The 19,935-nt window shown below is 66.9% G+C and carries 25 protein-coding genes; 9 read left to right on the top strand and 16 right to left on the bottom strand.

Features of this window, described 5'->3' with window-relative positions:
* Position 1: 1 nt before the first annotated feature.
* The 4 genes from AB3G45_RS11170 to AB3G45_RS11155 form a co-directional block, all read right to left on the bottom strand.
* Entirely contained in the window at positions 2-1,045 is a 1,044-nt protein-coding gene (locus AB3G45_RS11170) for a Gfo/Idh/MocA family protein (RefSeq protein ID WP_367830615.1), read from the bottom strand.
* A gap of 7 nt (positions 1,046-1,052) precedes the next feature.
* Positions 1,053-1,838, bottom strand: a complete 786-nt coding sequence (locus AB3G45_RS11165) for a ThuA domain-containing protein (protein ID WP_367830614.1) — start codon at positions 1,836-1,838, stop codon at positions 1,053-1,055.
* A gap of 107 nt (positions 1,839-1,945) precedes the next feature.
* Positions 1,946-2,287: a multidrug efflux SMR transporter gene (locus AB3G45_RS11160; RefSeq protein ID WP_367830613.1), complete on the bottom strand. Its 342-nt coding sequence runs from the start codon at positions 2,285-2,287 to the stop codon at positions 1,946-1,948.
* A gap of 41 nt (positions 2,288-2,328) precedes the next feature.
* Positions 2,329-2,889 carry a TetR/AcrR family transcriptional regulator gene (locus tag AB3G45_RS11155; RefSeq protein ID WP_367830612.1) on the bottom strand — a complete coding sequence of 187 codons (561 nt, stop codon included), beginning with the start codon at positions 2,887-2,889 and terminating at the stop codon, positions 2,329-2,331.
* 138 nt (positions 2,890-3,027) lie between these two features.
* On the opposite strand from AB3G45_RS11155, the gene AB3G45_RS11150 reads away from it, so the two are divergent.
* Complete coding sequence (locus tag AB3G45_RS11150; protein WP_367830611.1) at positions 3,028-3,444, top strand: group II truncated hemoglobin; 417 nt, start codon at positions 3,028-3,030, stop codon at positions 3,442-3,444.
* A gap of 4 nt (positions 3,445-3,448) precedes the next feature.
* Complete coding sequence (locus AB3G45_RS11145; RefSeq protein WP_367830610.1) at positions 3,449-3,814, top strand: DUF423 domain-containing protein; 366 nt, start codon at positions 3,449-3,451, stop codon at positions 3,812-3,814.
* Positions 3,815-3,816: 2 nt separating this feature from the next.
* On the opposite strand, the gene AB3G45_RS11140 is transcribed toward AB3G45_RS11145, so the two are convergent.
* The 6 genes from AB3G45_RS11140 to AB3G45_RS11115 all read right to left on the bottom strand — a co-directional run bounded on the left by AB3G45_RS11140 (position 3,817) and on the right by AB3G45_RS11115 (position 6,963).
* Positions 3,817-4,191, bottom strand: coding sequence for a bleomycin resistance protein (locus AB3G45_RS11140; protein WP_367830609.1), 375 nt, complete (start codon positions 4,189-4,191; stop codon positions 3,817-3,819).
* The gene (locus AB3G45_RS11135; protein WP_367830608.1) at positions 4,188-4,502 is read right to left on the bottom strand and encodes an antibiotic biosynthesis monooxygenase; all 315 of its coding nucleotides are present in this window, start codon (positions 4,500-4,502) and stop codon (positions 4,188-4,190) included. The genes AB3G45_RS11140 and AB3G45_RS11135 overlap by 4 nt, the downstream gene beginning before the upstream one ends.
* Positions 4,503-4,517: 15 nt before the next feature.
* Entirely contained in the window at positions 4,518-4,787 is a 270-nt protein-coding gene (locus tag AB3G45_RS11130) for a hypothetical protein (RefSeq protein WP_367830607.1), read from the bottom strand.
* The gene (locus AB3G45_RS11125; RefSeq protein WP_050744227.1) at positions 4,784-5,179 is read right to left on the bottom strand and encodes a DUF2325 domain-containing protein; all 396 of its coding nucleotides are present in this window, start codon (positions 5,177-5,179) and stop codon (positions 4,784-4,786) included. The genes AB3G45_RS11130 and AB3G45_RS11125 overlap by 4 nt, the downstream gene beginning before the upstream one ends.
* Before the next feature lie 392 nt (positions 5,180-5,571).
* Positions 5,572-6,468, bottom strand: a complete 897-nt coding sequence (locus AB3G45_RS11120) for a TonB family protein (protein ID WP_367830606.1) — start codon at positions 6,466-6,468, stop codon at positions 5,572-5,574.
* Positions 6,469-6,528: 60 nt separating this feature from the next.
* Positions 6,529-6,963: a hypothetical protein gene (locus tag AB3G45_RS11115; RefSeq protein WP_367830605.1), complete on the bottom strand. Its 435-nt coding sequence runs from the start codon at positions 6,961-6,963 to the stop codon at positions 6,529-6,531.
* Positions 6,964-7,196: 233 nt separating this feature from the next.
* On the opposite strand from AB3G45_RS11115, the gene AB3G45_RS11110 reads away from it, so the two are divergent.
* The 6 genes from AB3G45_RS11110 (at position 7,197) to AB3G45_RS11085 (ending at position 12,185) form a co-directional block, all read left to right on the top strand.
* On the top strand, positions 7,197-8,243 hold the full coding sequence (locus AB3G45_RS11110) for a hemin-degrading factor (protein ID WP_367830604.1): 1,047 nt from the start codon (positions 7,197-7,199) through the stop codon (positions 8,241-8,243).
* A 74-nt stretch (positions 8,244-8,317) separates the two neighbouring features.
* The gene (locus AB3G45_RS11105) at positions 8,318-9,259 is read left to right on the top strand and encodes a hemin ABC transporter substrate-binding protein (protein WP_367830603.1); all 942 of its coding nucleotides are present in this window, start codon (positions 8,318-8,320) and stop codon (positions 9,257-9,259) included.
* Positions 9,246-10,367, top strand: a complete 1,122-nt coding sequence (locus AB3G45_RS11100; protein WP_367830602.1) for a FecCD family ABC transporter permease — start codon at positions 9,246-9,248, stop codon at positions 10,365-10,367. Before AB3G45_RS11105 ends, AB3G45_RS11100 begins: the two co-directional genes overlap by 14 nt.
* 7 nt (positions 10,368-10,374) lie before the next feature.
* Positions 10,375-11,163 carry a heme ABC transporter ATP-binding protein gene (locus tag AB3G45_RS11095; RefSeq protein WP_367830601.1) on the top strand — a complete coding sequence of 263 codons (789 nt, stop codon included), beginning with the start codon at positions 10,375-10,377 and terminating at the stop codon, positions 11,161-11,163.
* Between the two features lie 127 nt (positions 11,164-11,290).
* Positions 11,291-11,689, top strand: a complete 399-nt coding sequence (locus AB3G45_RS11090) for a hypothetical protein (RefSeq protein WP_367830600.1) — start codon at positions 11,291-11,293, stop codon at positions 11,687-11,689.
* Positions 11,690-11,753: 64 nt separating this feature from the next.
* Positions 11,754-12,185, top strand: a complete 432-nt coding sequence (locus tag AB3G45_RS11085) for a hypothetical protein (RefSeq protein ID WP_367830599.1) — start codon at positions 11,754-11,756, stop codon at positions 12,183-12,185.
* A gap of 31 nt (positions 12,186-12,216) precedes the next feature.
* Here AB3G45_RS11085 and AB3G45_RS11080 read toward each other — a convergent pair whose 3' ends face one another.
* The 3 genes from AB3G45_RS11080 to AB3G45_RS11070 form a co-directional block, all read right to left on the bottom strand.
* A complete protein-coding gene (locus tag AB3G45_RS11080; RefSeq protein WP_367830598.1) occupies positions 12,217-13,722 on the bottom strand; it encodes a sensor histidine kinase in 1,506 nt (501 codons plus the stop codon).
* 125 nt (positions 13,723-13,847) lie between these two features.
* A complete protein-coding gene (locus tag AB3G45_RS11075; protein WP_367830597.1) occupies positions 13,848-14,402 on the bottom strand; it encodes an RNA polymerase sigma factor in 555 nt (184 codons plus the stop codon).
* Between the two features lie 7 nt (positions 14,403-14,409).
* Positions 14,410-14,616 (bottom strand): NepR family anti-sigma factor, encoded by a 207-nt coding sequence (locus AB3G45_RS11070; protein WP_367833559.1) that lies wholly within the window; start codon positions 14,614-14,616, stop codon positions 14,410-14,412.
* 131 nt (positions 14,617-14,747) lie between these two features.
* Here AB3G45_RS11070 and AB3G45_RS11065 point away from each other — a divergent pair, with 131 nt between their 5' ends.
* Positions 14,748-15,542 carry a response regulator gene (locus tag AB3G45_RS11065; protein WP_367830596.1) on the top strand — a complete coding sequence of 265 codons (795 nt, stop codon included), beginning with the start codon at positions 14,748-14,750 and terminating at the stop codon, positions 15,540-15,542.
* A 526-nt stretch (positions 15,543-16,068) separates the two neighbouring features.
* Here AB3G45_RS11065 and AB3G45_RS11060 read toward each other — a convergent pair.
* From AB3G45_RS11060 to AB3G45_RS11050, 3 genes are all read right to left on the bottom strand, one after another.
* Complete coding sequence (locus AB3G45_RS11060; protein ID WP_367830595.1) at positions 16,069-17,652, bottom strand: FGGY-family carbohydrate kinase; 1,584 nt, start codon at positions 17,650-17,652, stop codon at positions 16,069-16,071.
* Positions 17,652-18,344 (bottom strand): HAD family hydrolase, encoded by a 693-nt coding sequence (locus tag AB3G45_RS11055; RefSeq protein ID WP_367833558.1) that lies wholly within the window; start codon positions 18,342-18,344, stop codon positions 17,652-17,654. The genes AB3G45_RS11060 and AB3G45_RS11055 overlap by 1 nt, the downstream gene beginning before the upstream one ends.
* Positions 18,345-18,423: 79 nt before the next feature.
* Positions 18,424-19,908 (bottom strand): mannitol dehydrogenase family protein, encoded by a 1,485-nt coding sequence (locus tag AB3G45_RS11050; protein ID WP_367830594.1) that lies wholly within the window; start codon positions 19,906-19,908, stop codon positions 18,424-18,426.
* Positions 19,909-19,935: the final 27 nt, after the last annotated feature.

Genomic DNA, 19,935 nt, shown 5'->3' with positions numbered 1-19,935 from the left:
ATCAGACCTTCAGCTCGCGGCGCTCCCGTTCGGTCTCCATCGCAAGATCGAGGACCTTCTGCAACTCGGCCGCGTGGCGGAAGCCGGGCTCAACCTTTTCGCCCCGCGCCACGGCGGCGGCGAAACGCGCGTAGTTGGTCGGCACCGTGCCGGCATCGAGTTCACGCCAGACGGCCTGCTCGACATCCTCGCCGAGACAGCCGCGCAGGCGGGAGCCCTCGGGCGTCTGGATGACCTCCAGCGCGCCGCGGTCGCCATGCATGCGCAGGCGCAGTTCGTTGAGATGGCCGGTCGCCCAGCGGCTCGCATGGATGACGCCGAGCGCGCCATTGGCGAAATCGACCGTCATGGTGAAGCTGTCGTTCGCGTCGAGATCGTATTCGCCGATGCGGTTGTCCGGCGCCTTGTCGAAGGCACGCAGCCGCGCGAAGACGTGCTCCACCTCGCTCGCCGCGCCATAGCTGGCGAAATCGAGGATGTGGATGCCGACATCGCCGAGCACGCCGTTCGAGCCGTGCCGGGTGGAAAGCCGCCAGAGCCACTGGCTTTCCGTCGCCCAGTTGCCCCACGCTTTCGAGACGAGCCAGCTTTGCAGATAGGAGGCCTCGACATGGCGGACATGGCCGAGTTCGCCGGCCAGCACCATGGCCCGCGCCTTTTGCAGGGGCGCCACGTTGCGATAGGTGAGGTTGACCATGGTGACGAGGCCGGAGGCCTCGGCGGCGCGCGCCATCTCGTCCGCCTTGGCATAGTCTTCCGCCAGCGGCTTCTCGCACATGACATGCTTGCCCGCCGCCAGCAGCGCCAGGGTGGTCGGGTGGTGCGCGCGGTCGGGCGTCACATTGGTGGCGGCGTCGAAGCCGTTCCAGGCAATGGCGTCCTCCAGCGAGGTGAAGACGTTCGGAATGCCATGCGTATCGGCAAAAGCCTTGGCGCGCAGCGGGTCCACATCGACCGCGCCGACAAGGTCGACGCCGTCGATCGCGGCAAAGTGCTGGGCATGGGAATTGGCCATGCCACCGGTTCCAAGAACGAGCAGGCGCATGATTTCCTCAGCGATATCCGGCTTCGCCGGCTTCGTGCAGTTTCGGGCCGCGCTCGACGATCGGCTCCAGCGCCTTTTCGACCGGCACGTTCGGCGCGTCATGGATCGCCGTGTAGCTGCCCTGCGGGTTGAAGGCCCATTTCACGCCGTTGGCGAGCACCTTCTGCACGGTGGCATCGTGATAGGTCGGGTAGGTCTCGTGGCCCGGGCGGAAATAGAAGATGTTGCCGGCGCCACGGCGCCAGGTCATGCCGGAGCGGAAGACCTCGCCGCCGGCGAACCAGGAGATGAACACCGTCTCCAGCGGCTCCGGCACGGAGAACTGCTCGCCGTACATCTCCTCGTTCTCCAGCACGAAATTCTCGCCGAGGCCCTCGGCGATCGGGTGGCGCGGATTGATGACCCAGAGCCGCTCGCGCTCGCCTGCCTCGCGCCATTTCAGGGCGCAGGGCGTGCCCATCAGCCGCTTGAAGATCTTCGAGAAATGGCCGGAATGGAGCACCAGCAGGCCCATGCCCTCCCAGACGCGCCGCGCCACGCGCTCGACCACCACGTCGCTGACCGCGCCGTGGTCCTTGTGGCCCCACCAGACGAGCACGTCCGTCTCGGCAAGCCGCGCTTCGGCAAGGCCGTGCTCGGGCTCCTGCAGCGTCGCGGTGGTGGCGCGGATATCCGGGTCGCGGTTCAGCGCCTCGGCAATCGTCGTGTGCATGCCGTCCGGATAGATCGAGCGCACGATCTCGTTCGTCTGCTCGTGGATGTTCTCACCCCATACGATGGTGCGTATCGCCATGTGCCGTTCCTCTGAAGCCGGAATTGAAATCGCTTTCAATTCGACGGAATCGATAGAGACAGACCCGATTCTTGGCAAGCGGGGGCCTTTACGATTCCAGTCGCCTTTCAGTGGAATGTCGATTTGGAGAAAAGGTTCAACACAAGCACGCCGGCAATGATGAGACCGAGGCCGACAATGGCGGCGAAATCGAGCTTCTGGCCGAAGACGAAATAGCCGACGGCCGAGATCAGCACGATGCCGAGCCCGCTCCAGATGGCATAGGCGATGCCGACGGGCACGAAGCGCAGGCTCCACGACAGGAAGAAGAAGGCGATGGCGTAGCAGACCACCATCATGGCGGTCGGCACGAGACGCGTGAAATGCTGCGCGGCCTGCATGGCCGAGGTGCCCAGCACTTCGAAGACGATGGCGACGACGAGGACGGCGTAGACGGCGGAAAGGTTCATGGCGTTTCTCTGGCGCCCGCGGGCGCAAAGGATATCGGGGATCAGGCGCGCGTCAGCGCCAGCAGCCGGTGAAGCATGGCGGCGCGGGTTTGCGCATCCATGGTCGGCGCGCCGAGCAGATCGGCAAGCCACAGGCCATCGACGGCGTAACGCACCAGCACGGCGTCGAGCGCGGAATCCGTGCCGACATTCTCCGCAAGGTATCGCTCCACCCATTGTCGCCAGCGCTCGCGCAGGTGCGGTTCGGAGATGAGGGCGACGGTCAGCACCTTCCACTTCTCGCCGTCGGCGATCCCTTCCGGCAGGAAGAAGACCGAGACATAGGCGCGGGTGAAGCGGCCCTTCGGCTCGGGATCCTCGCGCATCCTGTCGGCGATCGTCCGGTCCAGCTTGTCCGTCAGGTCGGTGAAGAGGCCGTCGAGCAGAGCCAGCTTGTTGGGGAAATGATGGAGCAATCCCCCCTTGCTGACGCCCGCCGCCTGCGAGACCGCGTCGAGCGTCACGCTCCCCGGCCCCTTCTCCAGCGACAGTTTCGCCGCGACCTCCAGCAATTGCTGGCGGACGGCTTCCGGATGTTTCTTGCGGTGGTGCGCCTTGCTCATACTTAAAAGATACCGTCTGGACGGTTTCTTGTCAATATGAGCTAAGCTTGCGGCGGGCGGCGCCCTTCGTCGCACGCGGAGGGCTCCCATTGCGTGCCGCGGAAGCGGGCGCTAAGACCGGGGAAACGGGAAAGGCCGATGACGGAGACGACCGACGACAGGAACCGCCAGAGCGAGACGGTCACCCTCTACGAGGCGATCGGCGGCGATGCCGCCGTCCGGGCGCTGACCCATCGCTTCTACGTTCTGATGGACACCCTGCCGGAAGCCGCGCGCTGCCGCGCGGTGCACCCGCCGGATCTCTCCGGCAGTGAGGAAAAGCTCTACGAATACCTGACGGGCTGGCTCGGCGGTCCACCGCTCTACACGCAGAAACGTGGCCATCCCATGCTGCGCCGCCGCCATTTCATGGCCTCGATCGGCCCGGCCGAGCGCGACGAATGGCTGCTCTGCTTCGTCCGCGCGCTGGAGGAGACCGTCCCGAGCGAGGGCCTGCGCGCCGTCATCCTGGAGCCCGTCACGCGGCTCGCCCACCACATGCAGAACCAGGAATAGCCCGATGCCGTTTCCGCTCCGCTCCGCGAGCCTCCTCGTCGCCGGCCTGATGGGGGTGACGGGCGTCGTCACCGCCGCCGCGGCCTCGCATGGCAGCGATCCGCGCTTGATGGCCGGCGCCTCCGCCATGTGCCTTGCCCACGCCCCGGCGCTGGTGGCGCTATACGCCGCCTGGCCGGGCCTGCGCACGGCGGCGCTCGCCTCCGTGCTGCTGGCGCTCGGCACAGCGCTCTTTGCCGGCGATCTCGTCCTGCGCCATTTTGCCGGGCACGGGCTCTTCCCGATGTCGGCCCCGACGGGCGGCATCACCATGATGGCGGGCTGGCTGGCGGTGGCGCTCGGCGCCCTCCTGCCGCTCAGGGAAGGCTGAGATCAGCGCTGCGCAATGCGGCCGAAGCGCAAAAGATTGCCGTGCGGATCGTGGACGTAGAATTCCTCCATGTCCCACGCCCGCACCTCCATCGGCGACAGCGCCGGCACGCCCTTCTCGCTGAACTCGCGGTGAAGGTCGCCGATGCCGCCGCCGCGCAGGTAGACGGAGGTGCGCTCGCAGAGCGCCCGATCGTCGGTCCGCCAGAAATGCAGTTCCATGCCTGCGCAGCGGCGGACGATGAGATAGTCGTCCGCCCGGTACACGACTTCGCTGAAGCCGAGCAGCCGCGTGTAGAAATCCAGCGTCTCCTCGATATCGAGCGACGGCAGGACCGGCAGCACTTCGATACGATCGGGGTCTTCGCTCGCGCTCATGCCCCCTCGACGACGCTGAAGCCCTCGAACTTCGGCGGGCCGAGATAGACGCCCTTGTCGGCGGCGGCGTTCCTGTGCGCCTGCCGGAAGTTTTCCGATCGGGTCCAGGCGATGAAATCGTCCTTGCTCGCCCAGATCGAATGGGAGGCGAAGAGGGTGAACCCCTCCTCCGCATTGGTGTCGCCCCGAAGGAGGTGGAAGGACTGGAAGCCCGGCATCTCCTCAAGGCTGGAATCCCGCCCCTTCCAGATCGCCTCGAAGGCCTCCTCGTGGCCGATGGCGATCTTGAATCGGTTCATGGCGTAGAACATGGAAGACCTATCCCGTCAGAGCGAATCCCGCCGCAGGCGTCGCGGCTGCGGGAAGGCTACGACATTGTCGTTGCGCGCTTCAAGGGCGGACGCGCCTTCGAAGCTTGCGGCGCGCGCCGGCGGGCGAGCGCTTGCCAGCGGAAATTCCGCGACATTCTCGCTTTCCAGCATGTCCGCGCGGCGGGTCAGCAGGGCATAGAGTTCCGGCACGAGGCCGTCGCCATTCTGGGCGGCCAGCTTGTGCAGGCCGATCATCATGAAGGCTTCGGGTCTTTCGTCATTCACTGGGTGGTGTCTCCCTGGCTCATGCTCTGCAGGGCGCGCTCGAAGGAGGACTTGCTGCCGTTGCGCAGCGGCACGAAGGCCTTTTCCCACTTCTTGCAGCCCGTCTTCACGCGGATGCAGGCATCATGGCTGATACAGTCGATGGGGCAGAAGACGCAGTCCACCGAGGGCAGGACATTGTCGATGCGCGAGACCGCCTCGCGCAGGCCGCCGTCGTGATGGATGAGGTTGGCGCCGTAGGAACTGGCGATCTGGCGCAGATGCGCCACCTGGCAGTCCCGGCCGCCGACATAGAGGAAGCTGCGGCCCTCAAGGCCCGCCTTGCCATCCGCCTTGTCAGCCGTCTCCGTCTGCTGGCGGGCCTGCTGCTGCTGCCTGTGCTTCTCGCGCATCGCCTTCCTCTCCGCTTCGCCCGTCCGGCGCTTGACCTTGGTGACTTCCACGCTGCGGGGCGCCTGCGGTGCCCGTACCTCGACCCGCGGGGCCGCAGCCGTCGCCACGTCCTGCGGGACCGCGATCTGCTTCTTGAGTGCGGCGAGCTGGCGCTCCAGATCCGCAATGCGCCGGTCCCGTTCGGCGATCATCGATTTCAGGACCGCTTCCGCGCGGCCGGCAGTGACGTAGTTCATGCGTGCTTCCCCTTTGGCACTCCGCACGGGCGGAGCCTCCGTTCGAGGGCAACCTACAAAACTTGATTTTCAGAGTAAAGTATAAACATGACTAGGAAAGTCATATTTTCGCGCAAAAAATTCCCGCCGGCGGATGCATGGCGGGAAACGACGCCTCAGTTGAAGACGATCGGCACGTTGAAGGCCCAGGACGATTTGCCGGCGGCCTCCGGAATCTTGGCGAAGGGCGCGGCGCGCTGCACCGAATCGACCGCCGCCTTGTCGAGCGCGGCAACGCCGGAACTGCGCGCGACGCGAATGCCGCTCGCCGCGCCGCTGGCGCTGACGGTGAAGCTCACCACCACGCTGCCGCGGTCGCCGCCCGAGACACGCCGCTTGGCGCGGTTGATCTTGTTGCGCACCTTGCCCGGATAATTGGTGACGGCGGCATTGCCGGCGGCGGACGAATTGCCCTTCTTCTGGCCGCCGACCGCCGCGGTCTTCACGTCCGCCGAGCCATCGACCTCGCCGCGCGTCGCGTTCTGCTTGGCCTTGCCCTTCTCGCCCGCCTTGCGGATCGGCTTTTCCTTCGGCTTCTTGCGCTCCACCTTCTTGACGGGCTCTTCCTGCTTCACTTCCGGAACCGGCTTGATCTCTTCCTCCGGCTGGATTTCCGGCTTGATCTCGGGAACCGGAACCGCGGCGATCTCCACCTCGGCGGAGGGCACGAAAACCTCCTCGCCCGGCTCGGAGACGAGCGGGTCCGTCGGCGTCATCGCCTCGGTCACTTCGGGTTCGATCTCGGTCGGCTGGATTTCCGCCACCTCCTGCAGCACCGGCTCGGTCACGTCGGGCTGGATCGTCTCCGGCGTGATCGTGTCCTCGGGATTGCCGGATTCCACCGCCTCGAAGGCGCCGTTGCCCAGCATCGCCACCTCGGCGACGACCCCGCCGGCGATCAGCGCCTGCTCCTCTTCCGGCGCCGGCGCCATGGTGAGGATCGCGGCTGCGGTGGCATGCGCCAGCAGGGAAAGGGTCCCCGCGCCGAGCCAGAGCCACTTGCTTCCAGACATTATATCACCCGTCATTCCGTTTCATGCATCGCGACGCCTCATGCGCCGCACATCCGATCCTCAGCCTTCCAGGCCGGCCGCCGCCTTGCTGCGCGTCACGATGCCGTCCATGCAGCGGCCCTTGGCAAGGCCCTCGCCCTCGCAGACCGGCGCGTCGTTGATCAGGAGGTTCTTCACCGTTTCGCACTTGATGCCCGGCACGTCGAACTGGCGCACCTTGGACTTGCCCGCCGGCAGATCGCGGAAATCGAGCAGCGCCAGGCGCTCGACCGTGCCCTTGTCGTTGAAGATGACGAATTCGAAGGAGACCTTCGAGACGTTCTGCTCAAAACCGTTGGCCGCGACGAAGGTGAAGAGGCAGCCCTTCTGCGATCCGGCGAGCGCATTCAGCTCCACGTCCAGGCCCTTGGGCGCTGCGCCCTCCTGGGCTGCGGCACCGGTGACGGTGGCGGCGGAAAGCATCGCGGAAAGAAGAAGAAGAGTGCGTAGGGTCATGGGCTCGCCTGTCTCGCTATCGGTTTGCTGTCGGCCGAGAGCGACGGCCGCGGTCAATCTATCCGGTGAACGCCAGAATTAACATGACTTTATAGCACCGGTATTGCGTGCATAGATAAATATGAGTAATGAAGTCAAGATAGTAAACGCAAAATCCGCGTCAAACCCCTGTTCCGCCAACAAAATTTACTGCGACAGGTTCCACGACGGAACATTCGATCAAGGCCGCGCCCATGAGCAACACGACCCGCCCGACCCCCGCTGAAATCCGCGCTTTCCGCGCCGAGAACCCGAAGCTGCGCGAGCGCGACATCGCCGCCACGCTCGGCATTTCGGAAGCCGCGCTCGTCGCGGCCGAGGTGGGGCTGACGGCGGTGCGCATCGACGGCGACGCCAACCGCTTCCTCGAACGCTCGGAAGCGCTCGGCGAGGTGATGGCCCTGACCCGCAACGAGAGCGTGGTGCACGAGAAGATCGGCGTCTTCGAGAAGATAAACACCGGCAAGCACGCCTCGATCGTGCTCGGCGAGAACATCGACCTGCGCATCTTCCCCGGCACCTGGGCGCACGGCTTCGCCGTGACCAAGACCGACGGGGAGCAGGTGCGCCGCAGTCTCCAGTTCTTCGACAAGGCCGGCGTCGCGGTCCACAAGGTGCACCTGCGCCCCGCCTCCAATCTTGCGGCCTACGAGGCCATCGTCGCCGACTTCCGCCTGGAAGACCAGTCGCAGGACTTCGTCGAGGTCGTGTCGGAAAAGGCTGACGACACCGGTCCGGTGGACGTTGCCGCGCTGCGTGAGAACTGGGCGGCCATGACCGACACCCACCAGTTCTTCGGCATGCTGAAGAAGCTGAAGATCGGCCGCCAGGACGCCGTGCGCAGCGTCGGCGAGGATTTCGCCCGGCCGGTCGCGGCCGATGCCGTCGGCCACCTGATGCGCGCGGCCGCAGAGCGCGAAAGCGACATCATGTGCTTCGTCGGCAATCACGGCACGATCCAGATCCACACCGGTCCGGTGAAGAACATCCAGCCGATGGGTCCCTGGCTCAACGTCATGGACCCGACCTTCCACATGCACTTGCGGATGGACCACATCGCCGAGTGCTGGGTCGTGCGCAAGCCGACGGTGGACGGCCATGTCACCTCGCTGGAGGCCTATGACGCCGGCGGCGAGATGATCATCCAGTTCTTCGGCAAGCGCAAGGAAGGCATGACGGAGCGCGCGGACTGGCGCGAGATCCTCGACGACCTGCCGCGCCCCGACAGCGCCGCGGCCTGAGGCCGAGAAGACAGACGAGTGGCGCGGTTCTCAGGTTTGGGAAGCGCGCCGGTTACCCGCGAAGGACCACGATCATGAGCAAGAGCTTCGATTTGCGCCGCGCCCGCCCGTGGGAAGTGGCCCTCACCGTGTTCGCCCTCTCCGCCCCTCTCGTGCTGCCGCTCGCGGCCACCGGCCAGAGCGGCTTCATCCGCGAGGCCATCGCGCAGGAGATGCAGCAGGTCGACAGCTCGAAGCTGGTGGCGATCGGCGGCGCGGTGACGGAGATCGTCTATGCGCTCGGCGAAGGCGGCCGCCTCGTCGCCCGCGATTCGACCAGCACCTTTCCCGAGGAGGCCCTGCAGCTTCCCGACGTCGGCTACATGCGCCAGCTTTCGCCGGAGGGCGTGATCGCCGTCAACCCGACCGCGATCCTCGCCGTCGAGGGCAGCGGCCCGCCGGATGCGCTGGCAGTGCTCAAGAGCGCCGGCATTCCCTTCGAGACCGTGCCGGAAGGCTACGACCGCGCAGCGATCCTCAAGAAGATCGACGTCGTCGGAAAATTCCTCGGCGTGCCAGACAAGGCGAAGGAACTGGAGACGACGGTCGCGGCCGACCTCGACGCGGCCATCGCCGACGCCGCCGGGCGGCCGGAAAGCGAGCGCAAGCGCGTGCTGTTCATCCTCTCCTTCCAGAACGGCAGGGTGATGGCGGCCGGCGGCCACACCGCGGCCGACGGCATCATCGGCCTTGCCGGCGCGGTCAACGCGACGGAAGGCACGTTCGAGGGCTACAAGCCGCTCACCGACGAGGCCATCATCAAGGCGAGGCCCGATGTCGTCATGGTCATGACGCGTCCCGGCGCCGGCAGCAGCGACGAGGAGATCCTCGCCCATCCGGCGATCTCGGTGACGCCGGCCGCCGCCAGCAAGGCGATCCTGCGCATGAACAGCCTGCACCTGCTCGGCTTCGGCCCGCGCACCGCCTCGGCCATCCGCGACCTCAACAAAGAACTCTACGGCAATGTCTCTCAATGATGCCCTCGGCGGCAAGGATGCAAGGGGCTCCCTCCTGATGCGCTCCGCCCGGTCCCGGGCGGCCGGCGACCGCACGGCGATCGCACGCCTGACGCTCGCCGCCCTCCTCGCCGTCTCGGCCCTGGCGCTCGCCCTGTCGATCGCGACCGGCGCCTCGGATGCCTCCGCCCTCAACGTCATCGGCGCGCTCTTCAGCGGCGCGGAGGACACGGCGCTCAGCGTGCGCGACCGCATCATCGTCTTCGACATCCGCATGCCGCGCGCCCTGCTCGGCTTCCTGATCGGCGGGGCGCTCGCCATGTCCGGCGCGGTCATGCAGGGGCTCTTCCGCAATCCGCTCGCCGATCCAGCCCTCGTCGGCATCTCCTCCGGCTCCGCCCTCGGCGCGGTGCTGATGATCGTGCTCGGCGCCAGCCTGCCGGCGGGCGTGATGATCGCGCTCGGCGCCTTCGCCTTGCCGCTCGCCGCCTTCCTCGGCGGCCTCCTGACGACGCTGCTGCTCTACCGCATCGCCACGCGCGGCGGGCAGACCTCGGTCGCCACCATGCTGCTCGCCGGCATCGCGATTTCCGCGCTCGCCGCCGCCGTCACCGGCATCCTCATCTACATGGCCGACGACAAGCAGCTGCGCGACATCACCTTCTGGAGCCTCGGCTCGCTCTCCGGCATGACCTGGGCCAAGCTGTTCGCCGCCGGGCCGATCATCCTTGTCGCGCTCGTCGTCGTGCCCTTCCTGTCGCGCGGGCTCAACGCGATCACCCTCGGCGAGGCCGCGGCCTTCCACATGGGCGTCAAGGTGCAGCGGCTGAAATACATCGCCGTCGTCTCCGTCGCCGGCGCGGTCGGCGCCTCGGTCGCCGTCAGCGGCGGCATCGGCTTCGTCGGCATCGTCGTGCCGCATCTCCTGCGCATCGTCATCGGCCCGGACCACCGCTACCTGCTGCCGGCCTCGGCGCTGTTCGGCGGCGTGCTGATGCTCGGCGCCGACATGCTGGCCCGCATCATCGTGGCACCCGCCGAACTGCCGATCGGCATCATCACAGCGCTGGCCGGCGCCCCGTTCTTCCTCTGGGTGCTGCTGCGCGACCGCACGCGCAACGGCTGGTAAGAGAGCCATGATCACCGCAAGAAACCTCACCGTCGCCCTTTCGGGCAAGACCATCGTGCACGGCGTGTCGCTGGAGGCCAGAGCCGGCCAGCTCACCGCCATCGTCGGCCCGAACGGATCCGGCAAGACGACCATGATGAAGGCGGTCGCCGGCGAGCTGCCGAGCAAGGGCGAGATCACCATCAACGGCCATGCCCTCGGCACGCTCGAACCCTGGCAGCTTGCCGTCAAGCGTGCCGTGCTGCCGCAGGCCGCCACCATCGCCTTCCCCTTCACCGTGCGCGAGATCGTCCGGCTCGGCCTCACCGTCGGTCCGAACCGCCATGCCGAGCGCATCGACGCGATCACCGCCGAAGCGCTCGCCGCCGTCGATCTTGCAGGTTTTGCCGGCCGCTTCTACCAGGAGCTTTCCGGCGGCGAGCAGCAGCGCGTGCAGCTTGCCCGCGTGCTCTCGCAGATCTGGGAGCCGGTTCTCGACGGCGAGCCCTGCTTCCTAATGCTCGACGAGCCGGTCTCCGCCCTCGACATCCGCCACCAGCTGACGATCATGACGCTTGCGCGGCGCTATTGCGCCGGCGGCGGCGGCGTGATCGCGGTCATGCACGACCTCAACCTCACCGCCATGTTCGCCGATCACATGGTGATGATGAAGAGCGGCCGCATCGAGCGCGCCGGCCCGCCCGCAAAGGTGATGACCGACGATGCGATGGAGGCCGTCTTCGGCTGCCGCATGCGCATCAACGGCGTGCCGGCCACCGGCGTTCCCTTCGTGCTGCCGCACACCGCTTCGGCCTGATTTTCCAGCGCCTTACGGAACCTTTTGCCCCTGCCGCCGTTGTTTGACCCGGAAAGACCGTTCCGCCAAGGGGGTGGAGCGCTGTTCGGCCCGCGCATCCGCGGGCGACCGCAAAAGGAGAAACGGCATGGCCAACGGACTGTTTTCATCCCGCAGCAAGAGCCTTCGCGACGGCATCCAGGACGAGGCCCAGGCCGTCGAGGAGCAGATCGCGGACCTGCGCGCGGAGATCGCCTCCCTCGCCAAACTGCTCGCCGACGACGCATCGAGCGGGGCTAGCGGCATCCGCAGGAAGGCCCGCGCCGCGAAGGCGCAGGCGAGCGAGGCCGCGCACGACCTGAAGGACCGCGCCCAGGGCGACATCCGCGACATGATCGCCGCGGGCGAGGATATCCTCGCCGACTTCCAGGCGCGCTACGGGCATTCCGGCCGCCGCGCCCGCAAGGCGGTGAAGGAGCATCCGCTCGCGACCCTGGGGGTGGCGGCCGCCGCCGGCTTCCTGCTCGCCGCCCTCCTGCGGCGCTGACCCCTTCCATTCCACCCTCCCGGGGCGCCGGCCGGCGTCCCTCCCGATGCGGAGCGTCAAAGGCATGCTGTCACTGGGGGCCATTCTCCTGCAAAATCTCGTCACCCGCGTCACCGACCGGGTGGACGAGACTATGGACGTCGCCAAGCGCAATGCGATCGCGGGCGCTGCGATCGGCCTCCTGCTGGTAACCGCCTACGGTCTCGGCGTCGTCGCCACCGCCGTGCTGCTCGCGCAGCGCTACGGCGCCGTGCCGGCGCTCTTCGGCCTTGCCGGCGGCTTCCTGCTGCTCGCGCTCATCGTGCTGGCCGTCGTCGCCATGCGCAACCGGAGGGAGCGGGAACTGCGCCGCATTCGCCGCCAGCAGCTTGCCGCGCGCCGCGACCTGATGGCGGCGGCCGCCACCGTCGCGATGAAAAAGCCCCTCGCCGCGATCGCCGTCGCGCTCGCCCTCGGCTTCCTGCTCGCGCCGAAATCCCGCCGCGACGACGACTGATTTCCAGATATCCGCTGATCCGCATGCCGCCTCAGAGCGGCATGCGGATCAACGCCGTGACGCCCTTGGGTAGATATTCGACATGCACGCTGCTGCCGAGGACCTTGTCGAGGCTGCGCTCGATCAGCACCGAGCCAAAGCCGCGCCGGCCGGTGGGCTTGACCGGCGGCCCGCCGACCTCGTGCCAGGTCATGTTGAGCACGTTCTGGTCCTCTTCCTTCACGACGCGGGCAGTGATCACCACCTTGCCCGAGCGCACCGACAGCGCGCCGTACTTGCGCGCATTGGTGGCCAGTTCGTGAAGGACGAGCCCGAGGCCGACCGCTTGGTCCGGCCCCAGTTCCACCTCGTCCTTGTGGATTTCGATCTGACTGTCGAAGTCGAGCGCATAGGGCATGATCTGCTTTTGCAGCAGCATCTTGAGGTGGATGACGCCCCATTCGTGGTCGCTGAGCAGGCCGTGCGCCTCGGAGAGCGATTGCAGGCGCCCGGCGAAAGCATCCATGAACTCGACCGGATCGCTCGTCTGGCGAAGGGTCTGACGGGCGAGCGACTGCAGCATGGCCAGCGTGTTCTTGACCCGGTGGTTGAGCTCGCGCAGCAAAAGCCGCGTGCGCTCGGAGGCGAGCTGCCCCTCCGTCACATCCACATTGATGCCGAGGAAGACGGTCGGCCGGCCCTCCGCGTCCCATTCGTGCACGCGCCCGCGCCCGAGCAGCCAGCGGCCGGATTTCTCCGCCCGGAAGAGACCGTCATATTCCTTGCCGGAGGCGAGCGCATCGCGCAGGCGTCCGATGGTCACCTTGCGGTCCGCCGGATATACGGCGGTGAAGAACCGTCGCGCCCGCATGGGCCTGGCCGGCTTGACGCCGAGCATGCGATAGAAGGTGTCGTTGCCGGAGACCATGCCCGTCGACAGGTCCCACAGCCAGCTTGCGACATTGGCCGCATCGAGCGCCAGGGCATGGCGCTTCTCGTCGCGCGAAAGGGCTTCGGCAGCCAGCATGCGCCGCCGGGCCTCGTCCTTCAGCTTGATGAGCGAGGCGGCAAGCGAGGCCAGTTGCCGCAGCCGCGGCGGAAGGTCCGGGGCGGTGCGCGCATGCGGCTTCGTATCGAAAACGCAGACCGTGCCGATCGGCTGATCGTCCACGATGATCGGCACGCCGGCATAAAAGCGCAGGTGCGGCGGGCCGACGACGCTCGGCACCCCGGAAAACCGCGCATCCTTGCAGGCATCGGCGATGACGAGCGGCTCGGTGGGGTGTTCCGCAATCATGCGCGCGCAGAAGGATGCGTCCGACGGCGCCCTGATATCCGGCACGCCCTGGCGCGCGAGGAACCACTGGTCCGTGCGGCCGAGAATGGTGACGAGCGCGATCGGCACGTCGAAGAGGCCGGCGGCAAGGCCCGCGATATCGTCGAAATCGGGATCGGGGCCGAGGAAGACCGGCATCGCGGCATCGAGCGCCGCCAGGCGGTCCGGTGCGTCCAGAACCGCTGCAACATCGGACGATACTGTCAGAACGTTGTCCTTCATTCGCCTTCGGTATGCGATTCCGCGTCCGATTTCACCCCTGGCTTTCGCCGGCGGCCGCTGTTCGCCCCGATCCCCCTTGTTTTGCCGCCGTCCGCAAGGTCGCGGACGGCCCATGTTTCGTTACATCAGGATGCGAAGGCGCGCGAGGTGATCGGCGCGGAAACCGCATCCGGGCCATAATCGCTTTCGCCGCTCACCTGCAACAGTTCCTGCAGGCGCTGGCGGGCGCGGTTGACACGGCTCTTGATGGTGCCCAGCGCGCAGCCGCAGATCTCGGCGGCCTCTTCATAGGAGAAGCCGGAAGCGCCGACCAGGATGATCGCCTCGCGCTGTTCGTCCGGCAGCTTCTCCAGCGCCTTCTTGAAGTCCTGCATGTCGAGCGAGCCGTATTGCGAAGGGTGCTGTGCCAGGTTCTCGGTGAAGAGACCGTCGGAATCCTGCACCTCGCGGCCGCGCTTGCGCATCTTGCTGTAGAGTTCGTTGCGCAGGATCGTGAAGAGCCAGGCCTTCATGTTCGTGCCCATCTCGAACTGTTCCTGCTTGGCCCAGGCCTTCATGATCGTGTCCTGCACGAGATCGTCGGCCTGGTCGTGCCGGCCGATGAGAGAAATTGCAAAGGCGCGCAGGCTCGGCAGAACCGCCAGCAGTTCCCGTTTGAACGTCGTCTGTTCCTGATCCATCCTACCCTCAATCGGCCCGTTGCACGCGGTTTTCCACCGCATCCAGTTTCTCGAGAAGATCCAGGAACCTCTGGGGAAGCGCCTCATCCTGAACTTGATGGTAGAAGGCTCGAAGCTTCATCGCAATCTGCGCATTGGGGTCGTCGCTCGCGGAAGATCGTTTCCCGCTTCTTTTCTTGTCCACGCTATTCACTGTGCCACTCTCATCTTTCATCTGTCCGTGTGACGAATTCGGCGTGGAAATGCCCGGCGCCAAAAAAAGTTCCCGGTGCCGGAACCTTAATTTGGCTTTCGCGTTCAAACCCTCGACTGCCAACTCGAACACGACAAGAACAGGGGACCACCATGCCGATTTCCGACCGCATCGGACCGCACCTTCCGGCGCTGCGCCGCTATGCCCGCGCGCTGACGGGAACACAGCCCTCCGGCGATGCCTATGTGGCGGCGACCCTCGAGACCATCCTGATCGATCCCTCCGTCATGCCGGAGGGCGAGGACGACAAGGCAAGGCTCTTCGGTCTCCTCAGCCGCATCATTTCCTCCCTGCCGGTTTCCCTCAGCCGCGGCGCCGGCGCCATCGCGCCCGGCACGGAGGTCCCGTTCGATCTTTCCGGCGTGCCCCCGCTCGGCCGGCAGGCGTTGCTGCTGGCGACCGTCGAGGGCTTCACCGTCGAGAAGACGGCGGACATCCTCGACGCCGAGGCGACCACCATCCGCGCCCTGCTCGACGCCGCCTTCGCGGAAATCGCGGCGCAGGCCGAGACCGGCATCATGATCATCGAGGACGAGCCGCTGATCGCCCTCGACCTTGCCCACATGGTCAACGGCATGGGCCATCGCGTCACCGGCATCGCCCGCACGCAGGCCGAGGCCGAGACGCTCTGGAGCGACAGCCGGCCCGGCCTCGTGCTTGCCGACGTGCGCCTTGCCGACGGAAGTTCCGGCATCGATGCGGTCAACTCCATCCTCGCCCGCACCGACATCCCGGTGATCTTCATCACCGCCTATCCCGAGCGGCTGCTCACCGGCGAGCGGCCGGAACCGGCCTTCCTCGTTTCCAAACCGTTCAATCCGGAGCAGGTGAAGGTGCTCATCAACCAAGCTCTCCTCTTCACCCCGCAAGCGCGCGCCGCGGCCTGATCTCGCTCCCGGACGGCCGCAGCGGCGGCGCAGCCGGCGGCGGTGGGAGGCACGCCCACCGCCGCCTTTTCCTTGCCCGAAAACAGGGGCGGTGGGAGGCACGCCCACCGCCGCCTTTTCCTTGCCCGAAAACAGGGGCGGTGGGAGGCACGCCCACCGCCGCCTTTTCCTTGCCCGAAAACAGGGGGCGGTGGGAGGCACGCCCACCGCCGCCTTTTCCTTGCCCGAAAACAGGGGGCGGTGGGAGGCACGCCCACCGCCGCCTTTTCCTTGCCCGAAAACAGGGGGCGGTGGGAGATACATCCGCCGCCCTCTTCACGTTTCCGCCGATGCCACGAAAGAAAACAGCCAGCGTCTGGGAGACACTGGCTGCTTGAGTATCCACGGACCGGAGGGGGACACGGTATCGTGGTCGATCACCAGTCGAAGGCCTCGCATGTGGGGGACATGCGCTGACCGGTGATGCCTGAGAAACTTGCGAAGAAGGATTTGGTTCCCGCCCGTCGAATTTTTTTTCAGATCGTTTTCAGTCGATCGCTTCCAGCTCGGCGCGGTGCCGATGGAGCGCGAGAAAACGGCGATAGTCACGGTCGTAGCCGGCCTTGCGGGCCGGATCGGGAAGGAAGGCGCTGCTGCCCGGATACATCTGCCGGCCCGCCGCCGGAAGGTCGGCATGCAGCCCGCCGGCCACCGCCGCCGCCATGGCGGTACCGAGCAGCACCGCATCGGCGGTCTGCGGCACCACGAGACGGCAGCCGGTGACGTCGCGGTAGAGCTCCATCAGCAGCGGATTGCGCACATGGCCGCCGGCGACATGCAGCGTATCGAGCGGGTAGCCGTCCGCACCGAGCCGTTCGAGGATATGGCGGATGCCGAGCGCGATGGCGACCGAGGTCCGCCAGTAGAGGCGGCAGAGCCCATCGAAGGAGGCATCGAGCGAAAGGCCGCTGACCACGCCGAGGGCGTGCGGATCGGCCAGCGGCGAGCGGTTGCCGTGGAAATCCGGCAGCACATGCAGCCGCGCGGCGAAAGCCTCGCCCTCTTCCGCCTGCATTGCGCGGATGCGCGCGACGATGCGCGCATGGTTCGCCGCCGAAGGCTCGCCGCCCGCGCTGTGCGTGCGCACGACATGGTCGAGCAGCGCGCCCGTCGCCGACTGCCCGCCCTCGACCAGCCACCAGCCCGGCAGAACCGCCTCGTAATAAGGCCCCCACATGCCGAAGCCGAACCGCTTCTCGCGCGAGAAGGCGACGATGCAGCTCGACGTGCCGCCGATGAGGGCAAGCTGGCGCTCCAGCGTCTCCGGCACGCCGGCAAAGGGCCCGAGCACCCCGAACGCGCCGGCATAGGCATCGATCAGGCCGGCCGCGACCACGCAGCCCGTATCGAGGCCGAGTTCCGCGGCGGCCTCCGGCGCAAGGCGCCCGACGGCCCGGCCGACCGCCAGCGTTTCCTGCGGCAGCGCGGCGCGCTCGCGCAGGTCCCCAAGGCCGATCGCGTTCAGGAAGCCGTCGTTCCAGGGCTGTCCTTCATGGGAGAGATAGTTCCATTTCGCCGTCATCGTGCAGCGCGAGCGGACATTCACGCGGGTCGCCCGCCAGGTCATGAAATCGGCGAGGTCGAAGACATAGCCCGTCTTCGCCCATTGTTCCGGCCGATGGCGCTTCAGCCACATCAGCTTGGGCATTTCCATTTCCGGCGACATGACGCGGCCCGAATGGGCCAGCGCCGGGTGATCCGTCGCCGTGCAGCGGTCCGCCTCTTCCAGCGCGCGGTGATCGAACCAGGCGATCGTGTCCCAGCGGGCTTCCTCGCCGCCGGAGACGGCCAGAGGCCGTCCCGCCGTATCCCTGACCACCAGCGAGCAGGTCGCATCGATGCCGAGCGCAGCGATGCGCTCCGCCTCGACGCCCGCAAGCGCACGGGCTGCCCTCACCGCGGCGCAGGCCGCCCGCCAGATATCTTCCGAATCGTGCTCGGCATGGTTCACGCCGGGCCGGCGCAGGGCGATCGGGTGCTCGGAACGCCCCAAGGGAGCACCGCTCCGGTCGAAGACGCCGGCCCGGGCACTGCCCGTGCCGATGTCCACCGCAACGATCAGATCGCGCATCAATGTTCTTTCCCGCCGGCCTCTTCCTCGCGGACAAACTGTAACAATTCCCGCATGTCGTCAAACAGGACGTCGGGATTGAGGCTGAGCAGCGCCTCGCGGTGGCGCGGCGCGCGCGCGTGGGAGCCGCCGGTAAAGGCGACCACCCGCATGCCGGCGGATTTCGCCGCCGTGATGCCCGCAGGACTGTCCTCCACCACCACGCAATGGCCGGGCGCGACCCCCATCGCCGCGCTGGCATGCAGGAAGAGATCGGGCGCCGGCTTGCCGCGCGGGACCATGCTGGCACTGAAGATGTTCGGCTCGAACCTGTCGATGAGGCCGGTGACGGAAAGCGACAGGCGGATGCGCTCCAGCTGGCTGGAGGAGGCCACGCAATGGGCGATGCCGAGCCCGTCCACCGTTTCGGCGATGCCGTCTATCGGCCGAAGCTCCGTGCGGAAGCGCTCGTAGAGCACCTTGCGCATCGCGTCCAGGAAGGCTGCGTCGATCGCGAGCCCGTAATCGGCATGCAGGATTTCCGACATGCTCTTCAGGCTGCGGCCCAGGAAACGCTCATGGGCCTCCTGGGCGCTCATCGCGACGCCCGCCGCGGCCAGCGCCTCGACCAGCACCGCGATCGAAATCGGTTCGCTGTCGACGAGCACGCCGTCGCAATCAAAGATCACCAGTTCTGTCCGTTTGGCGGCCATGACGTCCCGTTCCATTGTCAGGCCTCCCTCGTACTGTCTGCTCCTGCGCTTGGAAAGCCCCGGAATTGTGGGGGTTTCCTCAATTGGCGAGCCTGTCGTCCAGATAGGCCTTGAGCGTCGCCCGCGTCCCCTTCTGCTGGAGGGATTTCAGGGCATTGGCAAAGCGCCTGCGGAAGAGATCCGACCCCGCCACCGCGCCAAAAATGTCCTTCAGCTCCAGGAAGGCGTCGGGATCGCTCTTGGCCGCCGTCGCCGCGGCGTGGATGCGGTCGATATTGGGATCGTTGAAGGTGATCGCCTTGCCGCTGTCGGTCGCGCCGGCGAGATAATGGCACCACAGCGCCGAGACGAGCGCGAGGCCGACGACGTCCTCGCCACGCGCCAGCCGGTCGGCGGTGGAGGGCAGGATGAACTTCGGCTGGCGGTTGGAGCCGTCCTGCGCCAGCCGCGGGATGGTGTCGGCGATCTTGGGGTTCAGGAAACGGCGCTCGATCAGCGAGAAATAGTCGTTGAGGTCCGTGTCCGGCACGGGCGGGATGACGGGAATGATCTCCTCGCGCTCCAGCTTGGCGAGGAAGGCGCGGATATCGGGATCCTCCATCGCCTCGTGCACGAAATGGATATCGAGCAGGGCGGCCGGATAGGCGATTGCCGCATGGCCGCCGTTGAGGATACGGATCTTCATGTGCTCGTAGGGCGCCACATCGGGCACGAACTGCACGCCGGCCTTTTCCAGCGCCGGGCGGCCCTCAGGGAAACGATCCTCCAGCACCCATTGCTTGAACTCCTCGCAGAAGACCGGCCAGGCGTCGTCGATGTCGTAGTCGTCCGCGACGATGCCGATCTCCCGCGGCCCGGTCGCCGGCGTGATGCGGTCGACCATGCCGTTCGGGAAGGCGACGTTGGCGTCGATCCAGTCGGCAAGAGCGGGATCGGAAAGGCGGGCGAGGCCGGAGACGGCGGCGTGCGTCACCTCGCCATTGCCCGGGATGTTGTCGCAGGACATGACGGTATAGGGCGCAATGCCCTTGTCCCTGCGCGCCTTCAGGCCGGCGAGAATGAGGCCGAAGACGGTCTTCGGATCGGCCGGGCTGGCGGCATCGGCGGCGATCGCCGGGTGGGCCGGATCGAAGACGCCGGAGGCGGGATCGATGAAATAACCGCCCTCGGTGATGGTCAGCGAGACGATGCGGATCGCCGGGTCCGCCAGTTGCGCGATGGTCACTGCCGGGTTGCCGGGCGCAAGGTAGCCGATCATCGCGCCGGTGACGCGCGCGCCGGAGCGATTGTTGTCCTGCTCGACGACGGTGGTCAGGAAGTCCTGGCCGGCCAGCTTGTCGCGCATCGCCGCATCGGAGGGCAGGACGCCGGCGCCGACGATCGCCCAGTCATGATCGAGGCCGAGATTGAAGAGATCGTCGAGATAGACCGCCTGGTGCGCCCGGTGGAAGTTGCCGACGCCGAAATGCACGATGCCCGCTGCAAGGCCGTCGCGCCCGTAGGCCGGAACGCCTGCGGTCCTTTCGACCGCATCGAGGGTGGCGAGCGACAGTTTCGTGGTCATGGTCCATTCCTTCCGGTTGTCCGGTCT

This window comes from Shinella sp. S4-D37, assembly GCF_040812195.1.
In the GTDB taxonomy this organism is placed as follows: domain Bacteria; phylum Pseudomonadota; class Alphaproteobacteria; order Rhizobiales; family Rhizobiaceae; genus Shinella.
The sequence above is the reverse complement of the archived record's forward strand: the minus strand, read 5'-3'. Positions and strand labels throughout refer to the sequence as shown.